Annotated in this window: 17 protein-coding genes; 7 read left to right on the forward strand and 10 right to left on the reverse strand. The window is 68.6% G+C overall.

What is annotated here, in order from left to right; genetic code table 11:
* Positions 1-49 precede the first annotated feature (49 nt).
* Genes ACVJ6E_RS17760 through ispG form a run of 3 tightly spaced genes read right to left on the reverse strand, consistent with a single transcriptional unit; the run spans position 50 to position 2,948 of the window.
* The gene (locus ACVJ6E_RS17760; RefSeq protein ID WP_120270102.1) at positions 50-778 is read right to left on the reverse strand and encodes a DUF429 domain-containing protein; all 729 of its coding nucleotides are present in this window, start codon (positions 776-778) and stop codon (positions 50-52) included.
* A 20-nt stretch (positions 779-798) separates the two neighbouring features.
* Positions 799-1,671 carry a pyridoxal kinase gene (gene pdxY, locus ACVJ6E_RS17765; protein ID WP_245165141.1) on the reverse strand — a complete coding sequence of 291 codons (873 nt, stop codon included), beginning with the start codon at positions 1,669-1,671 and terminating at the stop codon, positions 799-801.
* 8 nt (positions 1,672-1,679) lie between these two features.
* On the reverse strand, positions 1,680-2,948 hold the full coding sequence (ispG, locus tag ACVJ6E_RS17770) for a flavodoxin-dependent (E)-4-hydroxy-3-methylbut-2-enyl-diphosphate synthase (RefSeq protein WP_120270104.1): 1,269 nt from the start codon (positions 2,946-2,948) through the stop codon (positions 1,680-1,682).
* Between the two features lie 190 nt (positions 2,949-3,138).
* On the opposite strand from ispG, the gene ACVJ6E_RS17775 reads away from it, so the two are divergent.
* From ACVJ6E_RS17775 to ACVJ6E_RS17790, 4 genes are all read left to right on the forward strand, one after another.
* Positions 3,139-4,053, forward strand: coding sequence for a 4-hydroxy-3-methylbut-2-en-1-yl diphosphate synthase (locus ACVJ6E_RS17775; RefSeq protein WP_120270105.1), 915 nt, complete (start codon positions 3,139-3,141; stop codon positions 4,051-4,053).
* A gap of 101 nt (positions 4,054-4,154) precedes the next feature.
* Positions 4,155-4,907, forward strand: a complete 753-nt coding sequence (locus tag ACVJ6E_RS17780; protein WP_120270106.1) for a hypothetical protein — start codon at positions 4,155-4,157, stop codon at positions 4,905-4,907.
* 180 nt (positions 4,908-5,087) lie between these two features.
* Positions 5,088-5,870 carry a 3-hydroxybutyrate dehydrogenase gene (locus tag ACVJ6E_RS17785; protein WP_120270107.1) on the forward strand — a complete coding sequence of 261 codons (783 nt, stop codon included), beginning with the start codon at positions 5,088-5,090 and terminating at the stop codon, positions 5,868-5,870.
* A gap of 93 nt (positions 5,871-5,963) precedes the next feature.
* Complete coding sequence (locus tag ACVJ6E_RS17790; protein ID WP_120270108.1) at positions 5,964-6,980, forward strand: patatin-like phospholipase family protein; 1,017 nt, start codon at positions 5,964-5,966, stop codon at positions 6,978-6,980.
* A 475-nt stretch (positions 6,981-7,455) separates the two neighbouring features.
* Here the strand turns inward: ACVJ6E_RS17790 and ACVJ6E_RS17795 are convergent, their stop codons facing one another.
* Positions 7,456-7,929 (reverse strand): L,D-transpeptidase, encoded by a 474-nt coding sequence (locus tag ACVJ6E_RS17795; protein WP_120270231.1) that lies wholly within the window; start codon positions 7,927-7,929, stop codon positions 7,456-7,458.
* Positions 7,930-8,165: 236 nt separating this feature from the next.
* Between ACVJ6E_RS17795 and ACVJ6E_RS17800 the strand changes: the two genes are divergently transcribed.
* Entirely contained in the window at positions 8,166-9,029 is an 864-nt protein-coding gene (locus ACVJ6E_RS17800) for a pentapeptide repeat-containing protein (protein ID WP_120270109.1), read from the forward strand.
* Positions 9,030-9,097: 68 nt separating this feature from the next.
* Entirely contained in the window at positions 9,098-10,006 is a 909-nt protein-coding gene (gluQRS, locus tag ACVJ6E_RS17805) for a tRNA glutamyl-Q(34) synthetase GluQRS (RefSeq protein WP_120270110.1), read from the forward strand.
* Between the two features lie 13 nt (positions 10,007-10,019).
* On the opposite strand, the gene ACVJ6E_RS17810 is transcribed toward gluQRS, so the two are convergent.
* The gene (locus ACVJ6E_RS17810) at positions 10,020-10,973 is read right to left on the reverse strand and encodes an AEC family transporter (RefSeq protein ID WP_120270111.1); all 954 of its coding nucleotides are present in this window, start codon (positions 10,971-10,973) and stop codon (positions 10,020-10,022) included.
* 126 nt (positions 10,974-11,099) lie between these two features.
* On the opposite strand from ACVJ6E_RS17810, the gene ACVJ6E_RS17815 reads away from it, so the two are divergent.
* Positions 11,100-12,314, forward strand: a complete 1,215-nt coding sequence (locus ACVJ6E_RS17815; protein WP_120270112.1) for a response regulator — start codon at positions 11,100-11,102, stop codon at positions 12,312-12,314.
* Positions 12,315-12,342: 28 nt separating this feature from the next.
* Here ACVJ6E_RS17815 and ACVJ6E_RS17820 read toward each other — a convergent pair whose 3' ends face one another.
* From ACVJ6E_RS17820 to ACVJ6E_RS17840, 5 genes are all read right to left on the reverse strand, one after another.
* Entirely contained in the window at positions 12,343-13,230 is an 888-nt protein-coding gene (locus tag ACVJ6E_RS17820; protein WP_120270113.1) for a cation diffusion facilitator family transporter, read from the reverse strand.
* Between the two features lie 98 nt (positions 13,231-13,328).
* Positions 13,329-14,051: a DUF1223 domain-containing protein gene (locus tag ACVJ6E_RS17825; protein ID WP_120270114.1), complete on the reverse strand. Its 723-nt coding sequence runs from the start codon at positions 14,049-14,051 to the stop codon at positions 13,329-13,331.
* 137 nt (positions 14,052-14,188) lie between these two features.
* Positions 14,189-14,818 (reverse strand): DsbE family thiol:disulfide interchange protein, encoded by a 630-nt coding sequence (locus ACVJ6E_RS17830; RefSeq protein WP_120270115.1) that lies wholly within the window; start codon positions 14,816-14,818, stop codon positions 14,189-14,191.
* Complete coding sequence (ccmD, locus tag ACVJ6E_RS17835; protein ID WP_120270116.1) at positions 14,818-15,009, reverse strand: heme exporter protein CcmD; 192 nt, start codon at positions 15,007-15,009, stop codon at positions 14,818-14,820. Before ccmD ends, ACVJ6E_RS17830 begins: the two co-directional genes overlap by 1 nt.
* Entirely contained in the window at positions 15,006-15,764 is a 759-nt protein-coding gene (locus tag ACVJ6E_RS17840; protein WP_120270117.1) for a heme ABC transporter permease, read from the reverse strand. Before ACVJ6E_RS17840 ends, ccmD begins: the two co-directional genes overlap by 4 nt.
* Positions 15,765-15,811 lie beyond the last annotated feature (47 nt).

Consider the following 15,811-nt stretch of genomic DNA (forward strand, 5'->3'; position numbering starts at 1 on the left):
CGTTTCCCGGTCTCCGGAATTTCCGGAGCATTTCTGGTCCTGGAATTGCTTACGCCCAGATCGCCATCCGCAGGCCTCTCGCGTCGCGCTCCGGCGCGGGCGGGAAGGATGCCGCCTGTCCTTGCGCGATGCGCTCGGCGATCACCGCATTGACGCAGGCGTCGATCAGATCGTCGCGGCCGGCCCCGGAGGGCGGGCGCTGGCGCAGGAACGCCTCGTCGTAGCCGTAGCGGCACAAAAGGGCGATGCGCTCGTCGAGGCCCGGCATGCTGGCCGCGCTTTTCACCTTTTTCGGCAGGCTCATCGCCCGTTCGCCGTTGAGCCGCCAGAAGGCGAGCTCAGGGTGGACCTCGAAGACGCGCGCCTCCAGCGCCGGGGTCATCAGCGCGTCGATCTCGCGGATCTTCGGGAAGAGGTGGAAGGCCTGGCGGGAGACCTTGCGCGGCGGCTCGGAAGTGGCGAGCGCGGCGGCGCAGGCCTCGCCGTAGTCCTGGCAGAACACGGCGGCGCGCGAGGGTACGGAAAAGACCGAGGACTGGCGCTCACCGAGCAGCGGGCGCACGCAGCGCTCCGGCCCGCGTCCGCCAAGGCCCGCGCGATCCGGCAGGCCGATGGGCATGTCGACGGCAAGGACGGAAATGCCGGGATCGGCGAGAAGCTCACCGAAGGCGCGGAGCTGCAGCAGCGTATGGCGGGGCGGAGCATCCGGCGCCGCGTGGTCGCGCAGGACCGCGATCCACCCCGAGCGGCAGCCGTCTATGCCGGCGACCCGCAGCATGGGCTTCGCTTCCCGGCCGCTCAGGCGCGCAGCGGCGCGTCGAGCACGCGCCGGCAGGACACGAGCGCCATCGGATTGATGAGCGAAGACTGCTCGTCGGCGAGCAGCAGGTCGCGGGAATGGCGCTTGACCGAGCGGGCGACCATCTCGAACACGGTGGCTGCGGACCGCTTCAGAACCGTTTCGTCGTCGAGCCCGGCCATCAGGCCGGCGGTGAAGGTGGCAGCCATCAGGTCGCCCGTGCCGTGCGGCGCGTTGGGCACCAGCCCGTGCTCGGCGGCGATGGTGGCTCGCGGCGTCACCAGCAGGTTGCAGGTCGAGTTGCGGCGCATGGCGGGGGCTGAGGTGACCAGCACGCGCTGCGGCCCGAGCGCGCGGGCGGCGGCGATGGTGTCGGCCTCGCTCTCGATCCGGCGGCCGCTCATCCATTGCAGCTCGAAGAGATTGGGCGTTGCCACATCGGCGAGCGGCAGCAGCGTGTCGCGCACGGCGGCGGCGGTTTCCGGCGGCACGTAGAGATCGCCGTCGTCGCCGCTGATCGGGTCGCAGAGATAGAGCGCGCGCGGGTTGGCCTTGCGCACCGCCGCAACGAGGCGGGCGACGGCGGAGGCCTGCGAGGGGCTGCCGAGATAGCCGGAGACGACCGCGCCGATGCGCGACAGCGTATCGCTCTTGATCAGGTTGTCGGCGAGTGCGGCAAAGCCCTCGTCGTCCTGCACGTGGCGGTGGCCGCGCCCTTCGTCGGGGTTCCAGGGCAGGAGAATGGTGGGCAGGAACCACACCCGGTGACCGAGCCGCTCCAGCGCGAAGAGCGTGACGCGGCCGCCGACGGAGCCGCGCACCACCTGGGAATTGACGACGAGGACGTCGCGCGCGTCAGCCGCGGCGGGCATGAGCGTGCTCATTCGGCGGCGGACCGTTCGCCGCCGAAGCGGTTGCGGATGTATTCGTCGACCATCGCCTTGAACTCCTCGGCAATGCCGGCCCCGCGCAGGGTCGCGACCTTCTTGCCGTCGACGAAGACGGGGGCGGAGGGCGCCTCGCCGGTGCCGGGCAGGGAGATGCCGATATCGGCGAACTTGCTCTCGCCCGGTCCGTTGACGATGCAGCCCATCACCGCGACGTTGAGCGCCTCGACGCCGGGATATTTCTCGCGCCACACCGGCATGGAGCGGCGGATGTCGTCCTGGATGTCGCGGGCCAGCTCCTGGAACACGGTGGAGGTGGTGCGGCCGCACCCCGGGCAGGCGGCAACCACGGGGATGAAGGCGCGGAAGCCCATCACCTGCAGCAGTTCCTGCGCCACCTGCACCTCGCGGGTGCGGTCGCCGCCGGGCTCCGGCGTCAGCGACACGCGGATCGTGTCGCCAATGCCCTGCTGCAGCAGGATGCCCATGGAGGCGGCCGAGGCGACGATGCCCTTGGTGCCCATGCCGGCCTCGGTGAGGCCGAGATGCAGGGCGTAGTCGCAGCGCGCGGCGAGATCCGCATAGACGGCAATGAGGTCCTGCACCTGGCTGACCTTGGCCGACAGGATGATCTTGTCGCGGCCCATGCCGAGCTCCTCGGCCCGGGCGGCGGACAGAAGCCCCGAGCGCACGATCGCCTCGCGCATCACCGCGGCGGCGGAGACGGGCGCGGGGCTGGCGGCGTTCTCGTCCATCAGGTGGGTCAGCAGCTCCTGGTCGAGCGAGCCCCAGTTGACGCCGATGCGCACCGGCTTGTCGTGCTTCAGCGCGATCTCGATGATCTCGGAGAACTGCCGGTCGCGCTTGTCGCGAAAGCCGACATTGCCGGGATTGATGCGGTACTTCTCCAGCGCCTCGGCACAGGCCGGATGGTCGTTCAGCAGCTTGTGGCCGATATAGTGAAAGTCGCCGACCAGCGGCACATGGACGCCGATCCGCTCCAGCCGCTCGCGGATGCGCGGCACGGCGGCGGCGCTCTCGTCGCGGTCGACAGTGATGCGCACGATTTCCGAGCCGGCCCGCGCCAGGGCGGAGACCTGGGCGACCGTGGCGTCGATATCGGCGGTGTCGGTGTTGGTCATCGACTGGACGACGACCGGGGCGCCGCCGCCGACGGTGACCGAGCCGACCTTCACCGGGACCGAGACGCGCCGTGCGGCCGGTCCGGCCTGCGTTTCGCGGATGGGGCTGTTGCTCTGCATGTCGCCGATCGTCCCGATCTTGCGGAAGGCCTGCGCCCCCGCCTTGCAAGGATACCGCCGATTGAATAGGGCGCGCCACGTGCTTTCGCAAGGCCGCAGCAGAGCGCACCGCCCGCGCCTGCTTGACGCGGGCGGTGCGAGGTCGCATCTCAAGGGCGCCAATTTTTAAAAAGGGGCAGGGAGCCCGACCATGCTGCTCGTCGTTCTCAGCCGGACCCTCGATCTTGCCCGCGACCGGTTCGGAACGCTGTTCGCCGCCGGCTGGGGCTACATGCTGTTGCTGCTGGTGCTGAACCTCGCAATCAGCGGTCAGTTGATGCCGGCGACGGGCTTTTCCACCGGCTCCTACATGATGGAGCCGCTGGCCGGCGCGGCGGCTGGCGACGAGCGCGAACGGGCGCTGCGCATCCTGGCGGGGCTCGCCAACATCGCCACCGGCTTTTCCATCGCCGTTGCCTATCTGCGGCGCATCCTGCTGGGCGAGCGGGCGTTTCCTCTCGCTTTCGGCGCGCGCAACCTGCGGGTCGCCTGGAAGCTGCTGCTGCTCGGTGTGCTGTCCGGCGTCTTCTTCGTTCCGATGCTGCTGGTCGCGGGGCTGTTGCTGCCGGTGATCGCGCCGGCCGGCTTCACCCTGCTGGTGGCCAGCCCGTTCCTGACGGTGATGCTGGTGCAGCGTCTGTCGCTGGTGCTGCCGGCGGCCGCGCTCGACGACCGCATGTCGCTGGGAGACTCCTGGCGCCTGACCGCCGGCATCGGCTGGGCGCTGGTTCTCGCAGCCCTGGCCGTGGCGCTGCTGGCCGCCCTGGTCTCGGGGCTGTGGGTCGGCCTGGTCTGGCTGGTCGGCGAAGCGTTCGTGCCGGCCACGGGCCTTGCCGCGGAGCTGCGCTCGGCGCTGGTGCCGATGGGCGTGATGGTGATCGTCACCTGGCTGTTCGCCTCGCTGCATGCCACCGCCTATGCCCTGACGCGCGAGCGCTTCGTGGAGAGGGTGGGCCTCAAGATCACCGAAGCGGAGCGGGCGGCCGAACGACGGGCCGAGGCCGGCCGCGACAAGGCCCGCAAGGCGGTGCGTTCGGTCATCGAGAGCCGCTCCCACCGGGATTGAGGCCGCACATTCCCTGCATTCCTTCGCATCCGCAGCACGATCACGGCTTGCCTGGGGCTCCCGCCTGTCGCAGAAGTGGAAGGTCTTTTGAAGGGGGCTCCATGTTTGCAAGGACAACCGCCCGGCTGTTCACCGGTGCGTTCAAGGCATTGTTTTCCGATTTCGACGGGTTCCTGCGGATCGTCTGGGCCTGGTATGCGCTGGTCGCCGTGCTCGGCGTGCTCGGGATGCTGCTCGCTGCCAATTCCAAGGTGGTCGTGCTGGTGGTCATGGGCGTGTGGGTGTGCTCCTACGCCTCCATCGCCGTCGCCTGGCACCGCAATCTGCTGCTGGGCGAGCGGCCCGGCCCGGTGAACCTCAGCTTCGGCCGGCGCGAGATCGCTTATCTCGGCAAGACGCTGCTGGTTTCTCTGATCGCGGCGGTGCCGCTGCTCATATTCGTGACCCTGGTGAGAGTGATGGTGAACGGCATGACCAGCCTCTTCATCGCCATCGCCGTTGTGGTCGTATTCGTCCTGCCGGCCCTGATGCGACTGTTCCTCATCCTGCCGGCAACGGCGCTGGACGAGCCGCTGGGCGTTGCCGAGGCCTTCGCCCGCAGCGAGGGGCTGGGCCTGCCGATGGCGCTGGCTGCCGTCGGCGCCGGCCTGTGTGTCGGCGCCGTGGAGATGGTCCTGTCGGTTGTGGCCAAGACGATGGGCGAGGGAGCTGTGTTCGGCGCGATCGCCGTGCTGATCCTGTCGCTGGCGCTGCAGATCGCCATGACCGCGCTGCAGATCGGCATCCTGTCCGGCGGCTACTACATCCTGCGCGAACGCGACATGCCTCCGCCGGCGGCACCTCCGGCCGACTGACGCGAACGGCCTGCGACAGGGTGACCCGGGCGGCCCGCCGCCCCTTGTTGCAGCGCAGCGCGATCTCATGTTCTATGTGGCGGGCCGCCTCGAACGGCGGTCTTGCCGCGCCGGTCCGGCGCAGGCGGCACCGATTTTCGGACCGTTTCCAGCGTCCGCCAGGACAGGAGATCCCTTCGCATGCTCACCAACAAGACAGCCCTCGTCACCGGCTCGACCTCGGGCATCGGGCTTGCCATCGCCCGCATCTATGCGGCGAACGGCGCCAATGTGATGATCAACGGGTTCGGCGAGGCCGAGGCGATCGAGAAGGAACGCGCCGGCATCGAGAGCGAGTTCGGCGTCAAGTGCCGCTATTCGGCCGCCGACATGACCAAGCCGGATGAGATCGCCGCGATGGTGGCGGAGACCGAAGAGGCGTTCGGGTCGGTCGACATTCTCGTCAACAATGCCGGCATCCAGCACGTTTCGCCGGTCGAGGAATTCCCCATCGAGAAGTGGGACGCGATCATCGCGATCAACCTGTCCTCCGCCTTCCACACGACGCGTGCCGCCGTACCGGGCATGAAGGCGCGGGGCTGGGGCCGCATCATCAACACCGGCTCGGCGCATGCGCTGGTCGCCTCGCCGTTCAAGAGCGCCTATGTGGCGGCCAAGCACGGCATCGCCGGCTTCACCAAGACCATCGCGCTGGAAGTCGCCCAGTGCGGCATCACCGTCAATGCGATCTGCCCGGGCTATGTCTGGACGCCGCTGGTCGAGCGCCAGATCCCCGACACGATGAAGGCGCGTGGCATGACCGAGGAACAGGTCAAGCGCGACGTCCTGCTGGCCGCCCAGCCGACCAAGGAGTTCGTCACGGTCGACCAGGTGGCCTCGCTGGCGCTCTACCTGGCCGGCGATCAGGCGGCCTCGATCACCGGCACCATGCTGCAGATGGACGGCGGCTGGGTCGCACAGTAACGGCGGCCAGCCACAACGACCGATCCCGATCGCCCGGCCCGTGTGCCGGGCGGTGCCGTCCTTCTCACACCCCACGACAGCCCGAGGCGCGCCATGAGCAAAGCTCCCAAGCCGATCAACCTTGCCCTGCAGGGCGGGGGGGCGCATGGCGCCTTCACCTGGGGCGTGCTCGACTGGATGCTGGAGAGCCGCCGCTTCACCGTCGAGGGCATCAGCGGCACCTCGGCCGGGGCGATGAACGCGGTGGTGCTGGCCGACGGCTTCCACAAGGGCGGCGAGGACGGGGCGCGCGAGGCGCTGGAGAGGTTCTGGAAGGCGGTCAGCGATCAGGCCTGGCTGAGCCCGCTGCGGCGCTCGCCCATCGACATCATCATGGGGCAGTGGAGCCTCGACATGTCGCCGAGCTATCTGGCCTTCGACATCGCCTCGCGCTTCGCCTCGCCTTACGAGTTCAATCCGCTCAACATCAACCCGCTGCGCGACGTGGTGGAGGCCACGGTCGATTTCGAGGCGGTGCGCGCCTGCGACCGGCTGAAGATCTTCATCAGCGCCACCAACGTGCAGTCGGGCAAGATCAAGGTGTTTTCCGACGGGGAGATCACGCTCGATGCGGTGATGGCCTCGGCCTGCCTGCCGCATGTGTTCCAGGCGGTGGAGATCGACGGCGTGCCCTATTGGGACGGCGGCTACATGGGCAATCCGCCGCTGTTCCCGCTGTTCGGCACGACCGGAAGCAGCGACACGGTGCTGGTGCAGATCAACCCGGTGGAGCGCAAGGAGACGCCGCGCACGGCGCGCGAGATCCTGAACCGGCTCAACGAGATCACCTTCAACTCGACGCTCTTGCGCGAAATGCGTGCCATCGAGTTCGTCACCCGGCTGATCGAGGACGGCAAGCTGGAGGCCGGGCACTATCAGAAGGTCCACATGCACCGGATCTCGGCAACCGAGCTGAACCCGCTGCAGGCCTCCTCCAAGGTCAATGCCGAATGGCGCTTCCTCACCCATCTGCGCGACATCGGCCGCGCGGCGGCGCAGGACTGGGCCGAGGAGAATTACGAGGCCGTCGGCAAGCGCTCGAGCGTCGACCTGCGCGCCGAGTTCCTGTGACCATCACCGGCGAAGTGATTCGTTTTCCGGCATGCGATTCGCTGCCCGGCAGGCGGTTTCGAGGGCTTCGTTAACGCACCTTAACCGGCTTTCGCGCTTCGCCTTGCAGATTGCGTCGCAGGGGCGGTTAGAGACCGGTTAACGGCCTCAGCATCTTGCGGTTTTGGAAGGGGTGCGCACCACATCTGTGAAAATCAGCGTGCCAACGATTTGGCAAGGGTTTTGCTCCATCATTGGCACGCTGATAGTCAGGTTGTGCGTCGTCAGCGATTGGCGGACGAGGGAAGGCGGCAAATGCGACCCCGCTGTCTTCCTTCGTCCCGCCAGCATCCCATCCGGCCTGCAAGTGCTGCATAGACCGGATGACGACTGCCGAAAGCTGCGCAAGGCGCACCCCTCGGCTGCTACGTCCGGTGATTATTCCCCATTTCCAGTCGCTTGCGCAACCGGCCGGGCCGGCCATCGCCGGTAAAGGTTACCGGGTGATGACGATTCGCGCATTCTGTTTGCCGCCATCGCGGATCAGGGAGAACAGGCGGCGGGCATTGTCTGGATGCAGCCGCACGCAGCCATGCGAGGCGGGACGGCCGAGATTGCGGATGTCGTTGGTGCCGTGGATGGCATAGCCGCCGAGAAAGAACACCGAATGGGGCATCGGCGAGCCGTGATACTTGCGCGAGAAGTAGCGCTTATGCATGCGCCCGGGCCGGAACGTGCCGACGGGCGTCCGGTAGCCCCGCCGGGCGGTGGAAACCGGCCAGTCGTGGATCTGCCGGCCGTTCCTGTAGACGCGCATGCGCTGGTCGGACAGATCGATGCGGGCGATGAGGCCGGCCGCGTGTGCCGGGCTCTCCACGCCGGCTGCAACGAGCAGCACGAGCGCGCAGGACAATGCCGCCAGCAGCTGCCGCAGGCGGCGGAAAGCCGGTGCGTGACCAGGATGGTTCATGTCTCCCCCCGTGTTCGTCCGGCCGTCGTTTGCCGGGGCGTATCGCAGCTCCTCCTTGCTGCGCATCCGCATTTTCCACAGGGTATTAACAGCGTTTTTCCACAATGCCGCAAGGTCCGTTCGGGCGGGGAGGCGAATTCTCGGCCTGTTGCGCCGCCGCGCCCTTAAATTGCCCGCTCCCGCGCCCTAACTGTTCAGCAAGGGAAGAGGCGCCGGGCCGACGGGAGAGGTTCGAGATGACGATATTCGCTGCCAGTTTTGCGCATGGGCGGCCGGAACGGGTCCGCGCTGCGGCCTTGGTCGTGCTCGCTCTTCTAGCGGGGACGGGACCGGCGCTTGCCGAAAGCGATGTGGAGCGCCTGAAGCGCAGCGGCGAATGCGCCGGCTGCGACCTGCGGCTGGCCGAGCTGCGCGGGCTCAAGCTGGAAAAGGCGAGGCTGGAAGGCGCGAACCTGCGCGAAACCGACCTCAAGGAGGCCTCGCTCGTCGGGGCCAACCTGAAGGGGGCGGACCTGCGCCGCACCGAGTTGGAGCGCACGGACCTGACCGGCGCGGACCTGTCGAAGGGGTCGATGCGCGGCGTCGATCTGGAAAAGGCCGTGCTGACCGAGGCCAGCCTTGCAGGGGCGGACCTGCGCAATGCCGACATGATCGAAACCAACCTGGTGGGCGCCGGACTTCAGGGCGCGGACCTGCGCCAGGCGCTGCTCATCCGTGTGGTGGCCTCGGGCGCCGATTTCAGCAAGGCGAAGATGGAGGGCGTCAACCTGGAGCGCGCCAACCTGATGTCGGCGAAATTCGTCGGCGCGCGGCTGCCCAATGCCGATTTCGACCGGGTGAGCGCGGTCGGGGCCGACTTCAGCGATGCGGACCTGTCCGGCGCGCATTTCTCCAGTGCCGACCTGACCGGCGCGAACCTGTCGGGCGCCCGGCTCGACGGGGCGTTGATGCGCCGCACGCGGCTGGTGGGGGCCGACCTTTCGGGGGCCAGCGGCCTCGATGGGGCGCGTATGGTCGGAGCCTGCGGCGATGCGACGACCAGGCTGCCCGACGGCATCACGCTGAAGACCTGCAGCGACATGGACGACCAGGAGCGCTGAGGCGGGCCGGTCTTTCGCCTTCGCTGGAAGATTGACGCGGCGGCGGGGATCGCCAACAAGATCACGTCATGAGCCGACCTGTCCTCCGCTTCGCCCCCTCGCCGAACGGCCGCCTGCATCTGGGTCATGCCCTGTCCGCGCTGCTCAACGCGGGCATGGCGAAGGCGCTCGGCGGGCGGCTGCTGATCCGCATCGAGGACATCGACCGGACCCGCTGCACGCCGGAGCTCGAGGCCGGGGTGCTGGAGGATCTGGCCTGGCTGGGGCTCGACTGGGAGCAGCCGGTGCGCCGGCAATCCGAGCATTTTCCCGAGTATGCGGCGGCTCTCGACCGCCTGTCCGCCATGGGGCTGGTGCGCAAGGCATTCCTGACCCGCGGCGAGATCGCGCGCGCGGTGGCGCAGCTGGCAGAGACGCGCGGCGCGCCCTGGCCGTGCGACCCGGACGGGGCGCCGCTCTATCCCGGCGACGAGGCGGTGCTGGGGCCTGAGGAGATCGCGGCGCGCGAGGCGCAAGGGGCGCCGTTCGCGCTGCGGCTCGACATGGCGGCGGCGCTTGCCCGCTGCAAGGCGCTTCTCGCCGCTCCGCTGTCCTGGCAGGAGCTGCCCGACGACGAGGGGCGGCAGGCGCCGGAGTGCATTGCCGCCGATCCCGCGCGCTGGGGCGATGTGGTGCTGGCGCGCAAGGACACGCCGACGAGCTATCACCTGTCCGTTGTGGTCGACGATGCGCTGCAGGGCATCACCCATGTGGTGCGCGGGCGCGACCTCTATGAGGCAACGGCGGTGCACCGGCTGCTGCAGGTGCTGCTCGGCCTGCCCGAGCCGCTCTATCGCCACCACCGGCTGGTGCTGGGCGAGGACGGTCGCAAGCTGTCGAAGTCGCAAGGCGATACTGCGCTGGCCGAGCTGCGGGCCAAGGGAGCAACGCCCGACACGATCCGGCGGCTGGTCGGGCTGGCGCCGGGCGGCGCCTGACGGGAGTGCAGCTTCAAAGCCCGAGGAACGCCATCCACAGCACGGTGGAGACGACGGCAAGACCGGTCGTCATGGTGATCGAGTTCGCCGACATGGCGTGGCCGGTGCCGTAGCGGTTGGCGAAGAGGAAGGCGTTGATGCCGGTCGGGCAGGCGGCGGTGAGGGTCGCCACCGAGACCCACAGGGGCGGCAGGTGCACCACATGCGCCGCCATCAGATAGACCACCGCCGGCATGACGCCGATCTTCAGCACGCTGAGCAGCAGGCCGGGACCGACATTGCCGCGGATGCCGTAGGCGACGATGCTCATGCCGAGCGAGAACAGGGCAACCGGGATCGCCGATCCGGCGATGCGCGAAAGCACGTCGGCGAGGACGCCTTCGATCGGCAGGCCGGTCACGCGCCAGATGCCGCCGGCGACGATGCCGATGACGATCGGGTTGGTGGCGAGGTTGCGGGCGATGCCGAGCAGCAGCTCGCCCAGGGGCTTGGCCTCCTGGGTGCCGTCGATCACGGCGGCCCGCTCCATCAGGACGGCGCAGACGATGGTCAGCACCGGCAGGTGGATCGAAATCAGCACGAAGAGCGGCACCAGCCCCTCCTCGCCGTAGATCGCGGTGATCAGGGGAATGCCGACGAGAACCGTGTTGGCAAAGCCGGCGCTGATGCCGGCGATCACCCCGGCGCGCGCCTCGCGCCCGAATATGTGGCGGACGATCACCGTGCCGAGGGTCCAGACGACGGCGACACCGGTGAAATAGGAGATCCAGAACCCCCAGGGGGAGACGCCGCCGAGCGAGCTGGTCGCCAGCGTGCGGAAGATCAGCACGGGAATGGCGATCACGTAGATGAACTGGCCGAGAGCGTCGCCGACCTTCGCATCGAGGACGCCAAAACGGGCGGCGGCGTAGCCGATACCGATCAGCGCGAAGACGGGAAGAACAATGGAGAGGATCTGGTCGACCATGATCGCTCTTTCGCATGCCCGGGATGCGCCGACAAGTCGCAGTCAAGCATGTCCGTCATGTCTGCTTGATTTGCCCGGCAGGTCGGGCACCATGGCAGACAAGGGGACGCGAGGAGATTCGGCATCATGGTCGGAACGGTCGCACCGCAGGGCGAGGCGCTTACAGGCGGGTCGGCAACCGGGCCGGCATCCGATGCCGGCGACAAGGAGGCTGCTTCCGTCGACCGGGTGGCGGTGCTGCTGCACGACCTGCGCACGCCGCTGGCGGCGATGCGCACGGCGGCCGAGATGATCGGCGCAGATCCGACCACCCAGCGACAGGCCTCGGCGCTCCGGACCCTGGAAATGGCGATAGATGCCCTGCTGTCGATGACGACCCAGGGGCTCGCCGGCGAGGCGCCGGACAGCGGGGACGCCTGCGACGCGGCCACCGATATCCTGTCCGTGTGCGAGTTGTTCTCGGCCGAGGCGCGGGTGCGCGGCCTTGCCGAGCGGCGCGACATCGCCGCCGCGCTGTCCGGCTACCGGGTGGCCGACCCGCTGGCGCTGCGCCGCATCCTGTCCGTGCTCTACGACAATGCGCTGAAATACACTGCCGAGGGCGGGCTGGCGCTCACCGCCCGCGTCTCCGGCGATGGGGACGAGGGGGGCGCCTGCACGCTGGAGCTGAGCCTTGCCGATACCGGCATCGGCATCCCGGACGAGGAGCGGCCGCTGCTGTTTCGCGCCAGGCGGCGCGGGGAGCTTGCCCGCGACACGGCGAGCGGCAGCGGGCTCGGACTGTGGAGCGCCAGCCGGCTGGCGGTCGCGCAGGGCGGACGGCTGGAACTGGCCGAAAGCTCGCCGGCGGGAAGCCGGTTTTCGCTGCGCCTGCCGCTGCGTCCCTTCGAGGGCGCGCGTGCGCGGGCGGCGAGCGGCGGCGCCCGCAACTGGCGCGAGGCGCCGAACATCCGCTGCCTGGTGCGCCGGCGGTTGCTGGTCGTCGACGACAACGAGGCGAACCGCAAGATGATGGAGGCGATGCTGGGCGCCTTCGGCTGCGACACGCTGCTGGCGAGCGGCGGGCGCGAGGCGCTGGAGCTGCTGGAGCGCGAGCCGGTCGACGCGGTGCTGCTGGACATCAACATGCCCGGTATGGACGGGATCGAGACGCTGGCGGAAATCCGCGCGAAGGAAGGCTCGGGCAGGGGCCAGCTGCCGGTGCTGGGCATCACCGCCGCGACCCTTTCGGCGCGCGAGCGCGAGGACCTCGCCGGTTTCGATCTGCTGCTGGAAAAGCCGGTGCTGCCGGCGGCGCTGTTCTCCGCCCTCGACCGGGCGATCTCGGAGCGCGCGGGCTGATCCGGCCGCCGTGCCGGAGCGAGAATCTTCAGATCACCACGATGCCGGTATGCTTGGCCTTGTGCTCGGGTTCGACATGGATCGTGGTGCGTGCGCCCGGCACCTCCTTGGAGATCGCCGCCTCGATGCGGTCGCAGATATCGTGGGCGCGCTCGACCGTCATGTCGGCCGGCACGACCAGATGGAAATCCACGAAGACGACATGGCCGGCCGAGCGGGTGCGCAGGTCATGGGCCTCGATGGCGCCGTCCGCCGAGGTGGAGATGACGTCGCGGATGCGGTCCTGCAGCGCCGGGGCGACCGCCTCGTCCATCAGCCCGCCGAGCGATTCCTTCATCAAGCCCCAGCCCGACCACAGGATGTTGAGCGCGACGAGACCGGCCAGCAGCGAATCGAGCTCCCGGATGCCGGTCAGCATGACCAGGATGACGCCGGCCAGCACGCCGAGCGAGGAGAAGACGTCGGTGTAGAGATGCTTGCCGTCGGCGACCAGCGCCATGGAGCGGTGGCCGCGGCCGATGCGCACCAGGACGGTGGCCCAGATGCCGTTGAGCACGGTGGCGAGCGCGTTGACCCCCAGGCCCTCCGGCGTGAAGTCGACCGGCTGCGGATCGAGATAGTTCGTCCAGGCCTCGTGACCGATGGACAGGGCCGCCAGCACGATGAGCACGCCGACCAGGACCGCGGCCATGTATTCGGCCTTGTGGTGGCCGTAGGGGTGATTGCTGTCGGCGGGCTTGGCCGCGAACCACACGGCGAGGAACGCCGCGATCGCGGAGGCGACGTTGACGATCGATTCCAGTGCGTCGGAATACAGTGCGACCGACCCGGTCCACCGATAGGCCAGGTATTTCAGCGCGAGGACGGCGATGCCGACGAAGATGCTGGCGAGCGCGACTCGCAGTCGAAGGGTCATGGGAGGGCAGCCTCGCAAGTGATCCGGGACACCGGGACCCCGGTTGCGGGCAAAGCCCTAACCCTTTTTTGCCCTCAAGACAAACCCGTCGGTAGCTTTCACTGCATGGCCGCGCCGAGGATCATGCCCGGCCGGCCGCCCGGCTCGACCTGCACCAGAACGGCGCAGTGGCCGGCCTTCATCTTGCGCATTTCGCTGGCCGGCAGGCGGTAGGTGGCCGGGCCGCCCTCCCACATGCCGACGGCGCGGATGCCGCGCACCACATGGTGGTAGACGATGTTGCGGCCGCTGTTCTCGCCGCGTTCGATTTCCACCTCGATCGGGCGGGAGACGAAGACGAAGTAGATGGTCGCCATCTTCGCAGAGGCGGGAAGCGTGCCGTCGACACGCACCTTCAGCAGATCGCCCGCCATCTCCAGGTCGACGGTGACCGGCAGCGGCTTCTGCTTGTCCAGCTCGGCCTGGATCGCGCCGCGGTCGCTGCCGACCACATGGCCGTTGCCGTTGACGATGATCTGCGGCGTGTAGACCGCGCGGTCCCCGCGCGCTTCGGCATAGGCGCGCTGTCGGGCGCTGTAGTCCGGCGAGGCGAGCGTGTCGCGCCAGCCGAGATAGTCCCAGTAGTCGACGGGATAGGTGAGGGTGACGAGATCGCCCCGGCGGGCGAGATCGCCCATCAGCTTGTCGGCCGGCGGACAGGAGGAGCAGCCCTGACTGGTGAACAGCTCGACGACGGCGCGCTGCTCGCCCGCCTGTGCGGCAGGGAGCGCCGCGGCCAGCGACAGAAAGACGGACAGAATGAGATGTGCCGGTGCCCGCATCGGGGGATCTGACCATTCCTGTGATGTGGCGCCGCGACGGACGCCGCGACCTGAGTGGCCCGACATTAGGTCGCGCCGCGGGCGAAGGCCACTCACGAGGGCTTGAAATCACGCAATCGGGAACGGCGGTGTGCGGGTCACTCGCCGGTGCTCGCCAGCACCTTTTCCAGCTGCGGGAGAAAGACGTCGCGGTAGCTTTCCGGCGACAGCGGGCCGATAAACTTGAAGCGGATGGTGCCGGTGGCATCGACGATGAAGGTCTCGGGCACACCGTAGACGCCCCACTCGATGGCCGCGCGGCCGTTCTCGTCGGCGCCGACAAGCGCGTAAGGATTGCCGAGCGTGCCGAGGAAACGGCGGGCGTTCTCCGCCTTGTCCTTGTAGTTGATGCCGATCATCTGCGCCTTGCCGGAGCGGGCGAGCTCTTCCAGCAGCGGGTGTTCCTGGCGGCAGGGAACGCACCAGGAGGCGAAGATGTTGACGACGCTGACCTTGCCGAGAAGATCGGCGCGGGACACGCCGGGAACGGGCGTGCCGCGGTCGATCAGCCCGGGAACCGGCGGCAGCGAGAATTCCGGCGCCGGCTTGTCGATCAGCGCGGAGGGAACCTTGGACGTGTCCTTGCCGCTGACCAGCTGAACCAGGAAGAGCACGGCGAGCAGGCCGAAGACGACAAGCGGCAGCAGGGCCAGAAGCGGGATGCGGCGCGGGGCGGTGCCGTCCGGCCGTCCGCCGGATCCAGGGGCGGTCCCGGTCTCGGTGCTCATCAGCGCTCTCCGGACGAAGAGGCGGCCGAGCGGCGGCGCACGCCGTCCGCCTCGAGCTTTGCCAGCGAGGCGGTCAGGCTGGCGCGGTCGGCCGCGAGCCAGACGAACAGGCCGACGATGGTCGCCGCAGTGATCGCGTAGCAGGTCAGGATGAAGCCCGCGTGGGGGCCAAGGTCGAGAAGCTCGGTCATTCGGCGGCCTGTGGTCGTGCGGCGGCGACGCGGGTGCTGGCTGCGCCCAGCTGCAGCGTGCGCAGGCGGCGGCGCAGGATCTCGTTGCGCATCGCCATCAGGTGCATGACGAGGAACAGCAGGGTGAAGGCGAGCGCCATGGTGAGCAGCGGCCAGAGGATCGTCGGATGGATGGTCGGGCCGTCGAGGCGCATCACGCTGGCCGGCTGGTGCAGCGTGTTCCACCAGTCGACGGAGAACTTGATGATCGGCAGGTTGACCGCGCCCACCAGCGTGAGGACGGCGGCTGCCTTGCCGGCGCGGATCGGGTCTTCCATCGTCCGCCACAGGGCGATCAGCCCCAGATACATGACGAAGAGCACGAGGACCGAGGTCAGCCGCGCGTCCCAGACCCAGTACGTGCCCCACATCGGCTTGCCCCAGAGCGAGCCGGTGACCAGCGACAGGAAGGTGAAGGCGGCCCCGATGGGGGCGGCGGCGCGCGCCGAGACGTCGGCGAGCGGATGCTTCCACACCAGGGTTCCGAGCGATGAGATCGCCATGATCGAGTAGCACATCATGGCCAGCCACGCGGCGGGCACATGCAGGAACATGATCTTGACCGTGGCACCCTGCTGGTAGTCGTCGGGCGCGACGAAGAAGGTCAGGTAGAGCCCGGCGGCGAAGGCGAGCGCGCAAGCGGCCCCCAGCCACGGCAGAAGCCGGCCGGAGAACGACATGAAGCGCGTCGGGTTGGCAAGGTCCATCAATCCCATGGACCTTTTCTAATGTCGCCGGCGCCCGCTTTCAATCAGGGAGAATG

It is taken from the genome of Stappia sp. G46H5W (assembly GCF_058448995.1).

Bases quoted from the DNA above. Each gene is read 5' to 3' on its own strand.
- ACVJ6E_RS17760 (WP_120270102.1), bottom strand. From the start codon at position 778: ATGCTGCGGGTCGCCGGCATAGACGGCTGCCGCTCGGGGTGGATCGCG.
- pdxY (WP_245165141.1), bottom strand. From the start codon at position 1,671: ATGCCCGCCGCGGCTGACGCGCGCGACGTCCTCGTCGTCAATTCCCAG.
- ispG (WP_120270104.1), bottom strand. From the start codon at position 2,948: ATGCAGAGCAACAGCCCCATCCGCGAAACGCAGGCCGGACCGGCCGCA.
- ACVJ6E_RS17775 (WP_120270105.1), top strand. From the start codon at position 3,139: ATGCTGCTCGTCGTTCTCAGCCGGACCCTCGATCTTGCCCGCGACCGG.
- ACVJ6E_RS17780 (WP_120270106.1), top strand. From the start codon at position 4,155: ATGTTTGCAAGGACAACCGCCCGGCTGTTCACCGGTGCGTTCAAGGCA.
- ACVJ6E_RS17785 (WP_120270107.1), top strand. From the start codon at position 5,088: ATGCTCACCAACAAGACAGCCCTCGTCACCGGCTCGACCTCGGGCATC.
- ACVJ6E_RS17790 (WP_120270108.1), top strand. From the start codon at position 5,964: ATGAGCAAAGCTCCCAAGCCGATCAACCTTGCCCTGCAGGGCGGGGGG.
- ACVJ6E_RS17795 (WP_120270231.1), bottom strand. From the start codon at position 7,929: ATGAACCATCCTGGTCACGCACCGGCTTTCCGCCGCCTGCGGCAGCTG.
- ACVJ6E_RS17800 (WP_120270109.1), top strand. From the start codon at position 8,166: ATGACGATATTCGCTGCCAGTTTTGCGCATGGGCGGCCGGAACGGGTC.
- gluQRS (WP_120270110.1), top strand. From the start codon at position 9,098: ATGAGCCGACCTGTCCTCCGCTTCGCCCCCTCGCCGAACGGCCGCCTG.
- ACVJ6E_RS17810 (WP_120270111.1), bottom strand. From the start codon at position 10,973: ATGGTCGACCAGATCCTCTCCATTGTTCTTCCCGTCTTCGCGCTGATC.
- ACVJ6E_RS17815 (WP_120270112.1), top strand. From the start codon at position 11,100: ATGGTCGGAACGGTCGCACCGCAGGGCGAGGCGCTTACAGGCGGGTCG.
- ACVJ6E_RS17820 (WP_120270113.1), bottom strand. From the start codon at position 13,230: ATGACCCTTCGACTGCGAGTCGCGCTCGCCAGCATCTTCGTCGGCATC.
- ACVJ6E_RS17825 (WP_120270114.1), bottom strand. From the start codon at position 14,051: ATGCGGGCACCGGCACATCTCATTCTGTCCGTCTTTCTGTCGCTGGCC.
- ACVJ6E_RS17830 (WP_120270115.1), bottom strand. From the start codon at position 14,818: ATGAGCACCGAGACCGGGACCGCCCCTGGATCCGGCGGACGGCCGGAC.
- ccmD (WP_120270116.1), bottom strand. From the start codon at position 15,009: ATGACCGAGCTTCTCGACCTTGGCCCCCACGCGGGCTTCATCCTGACC.
- ACVJ6E_RS17840 (WP_120270117.1), bottom strand. From the start codon at position 15,764: ATGGGATTGATGGACCTTGCCAACCCGACGCGCTTCATGTCGTTCTCC.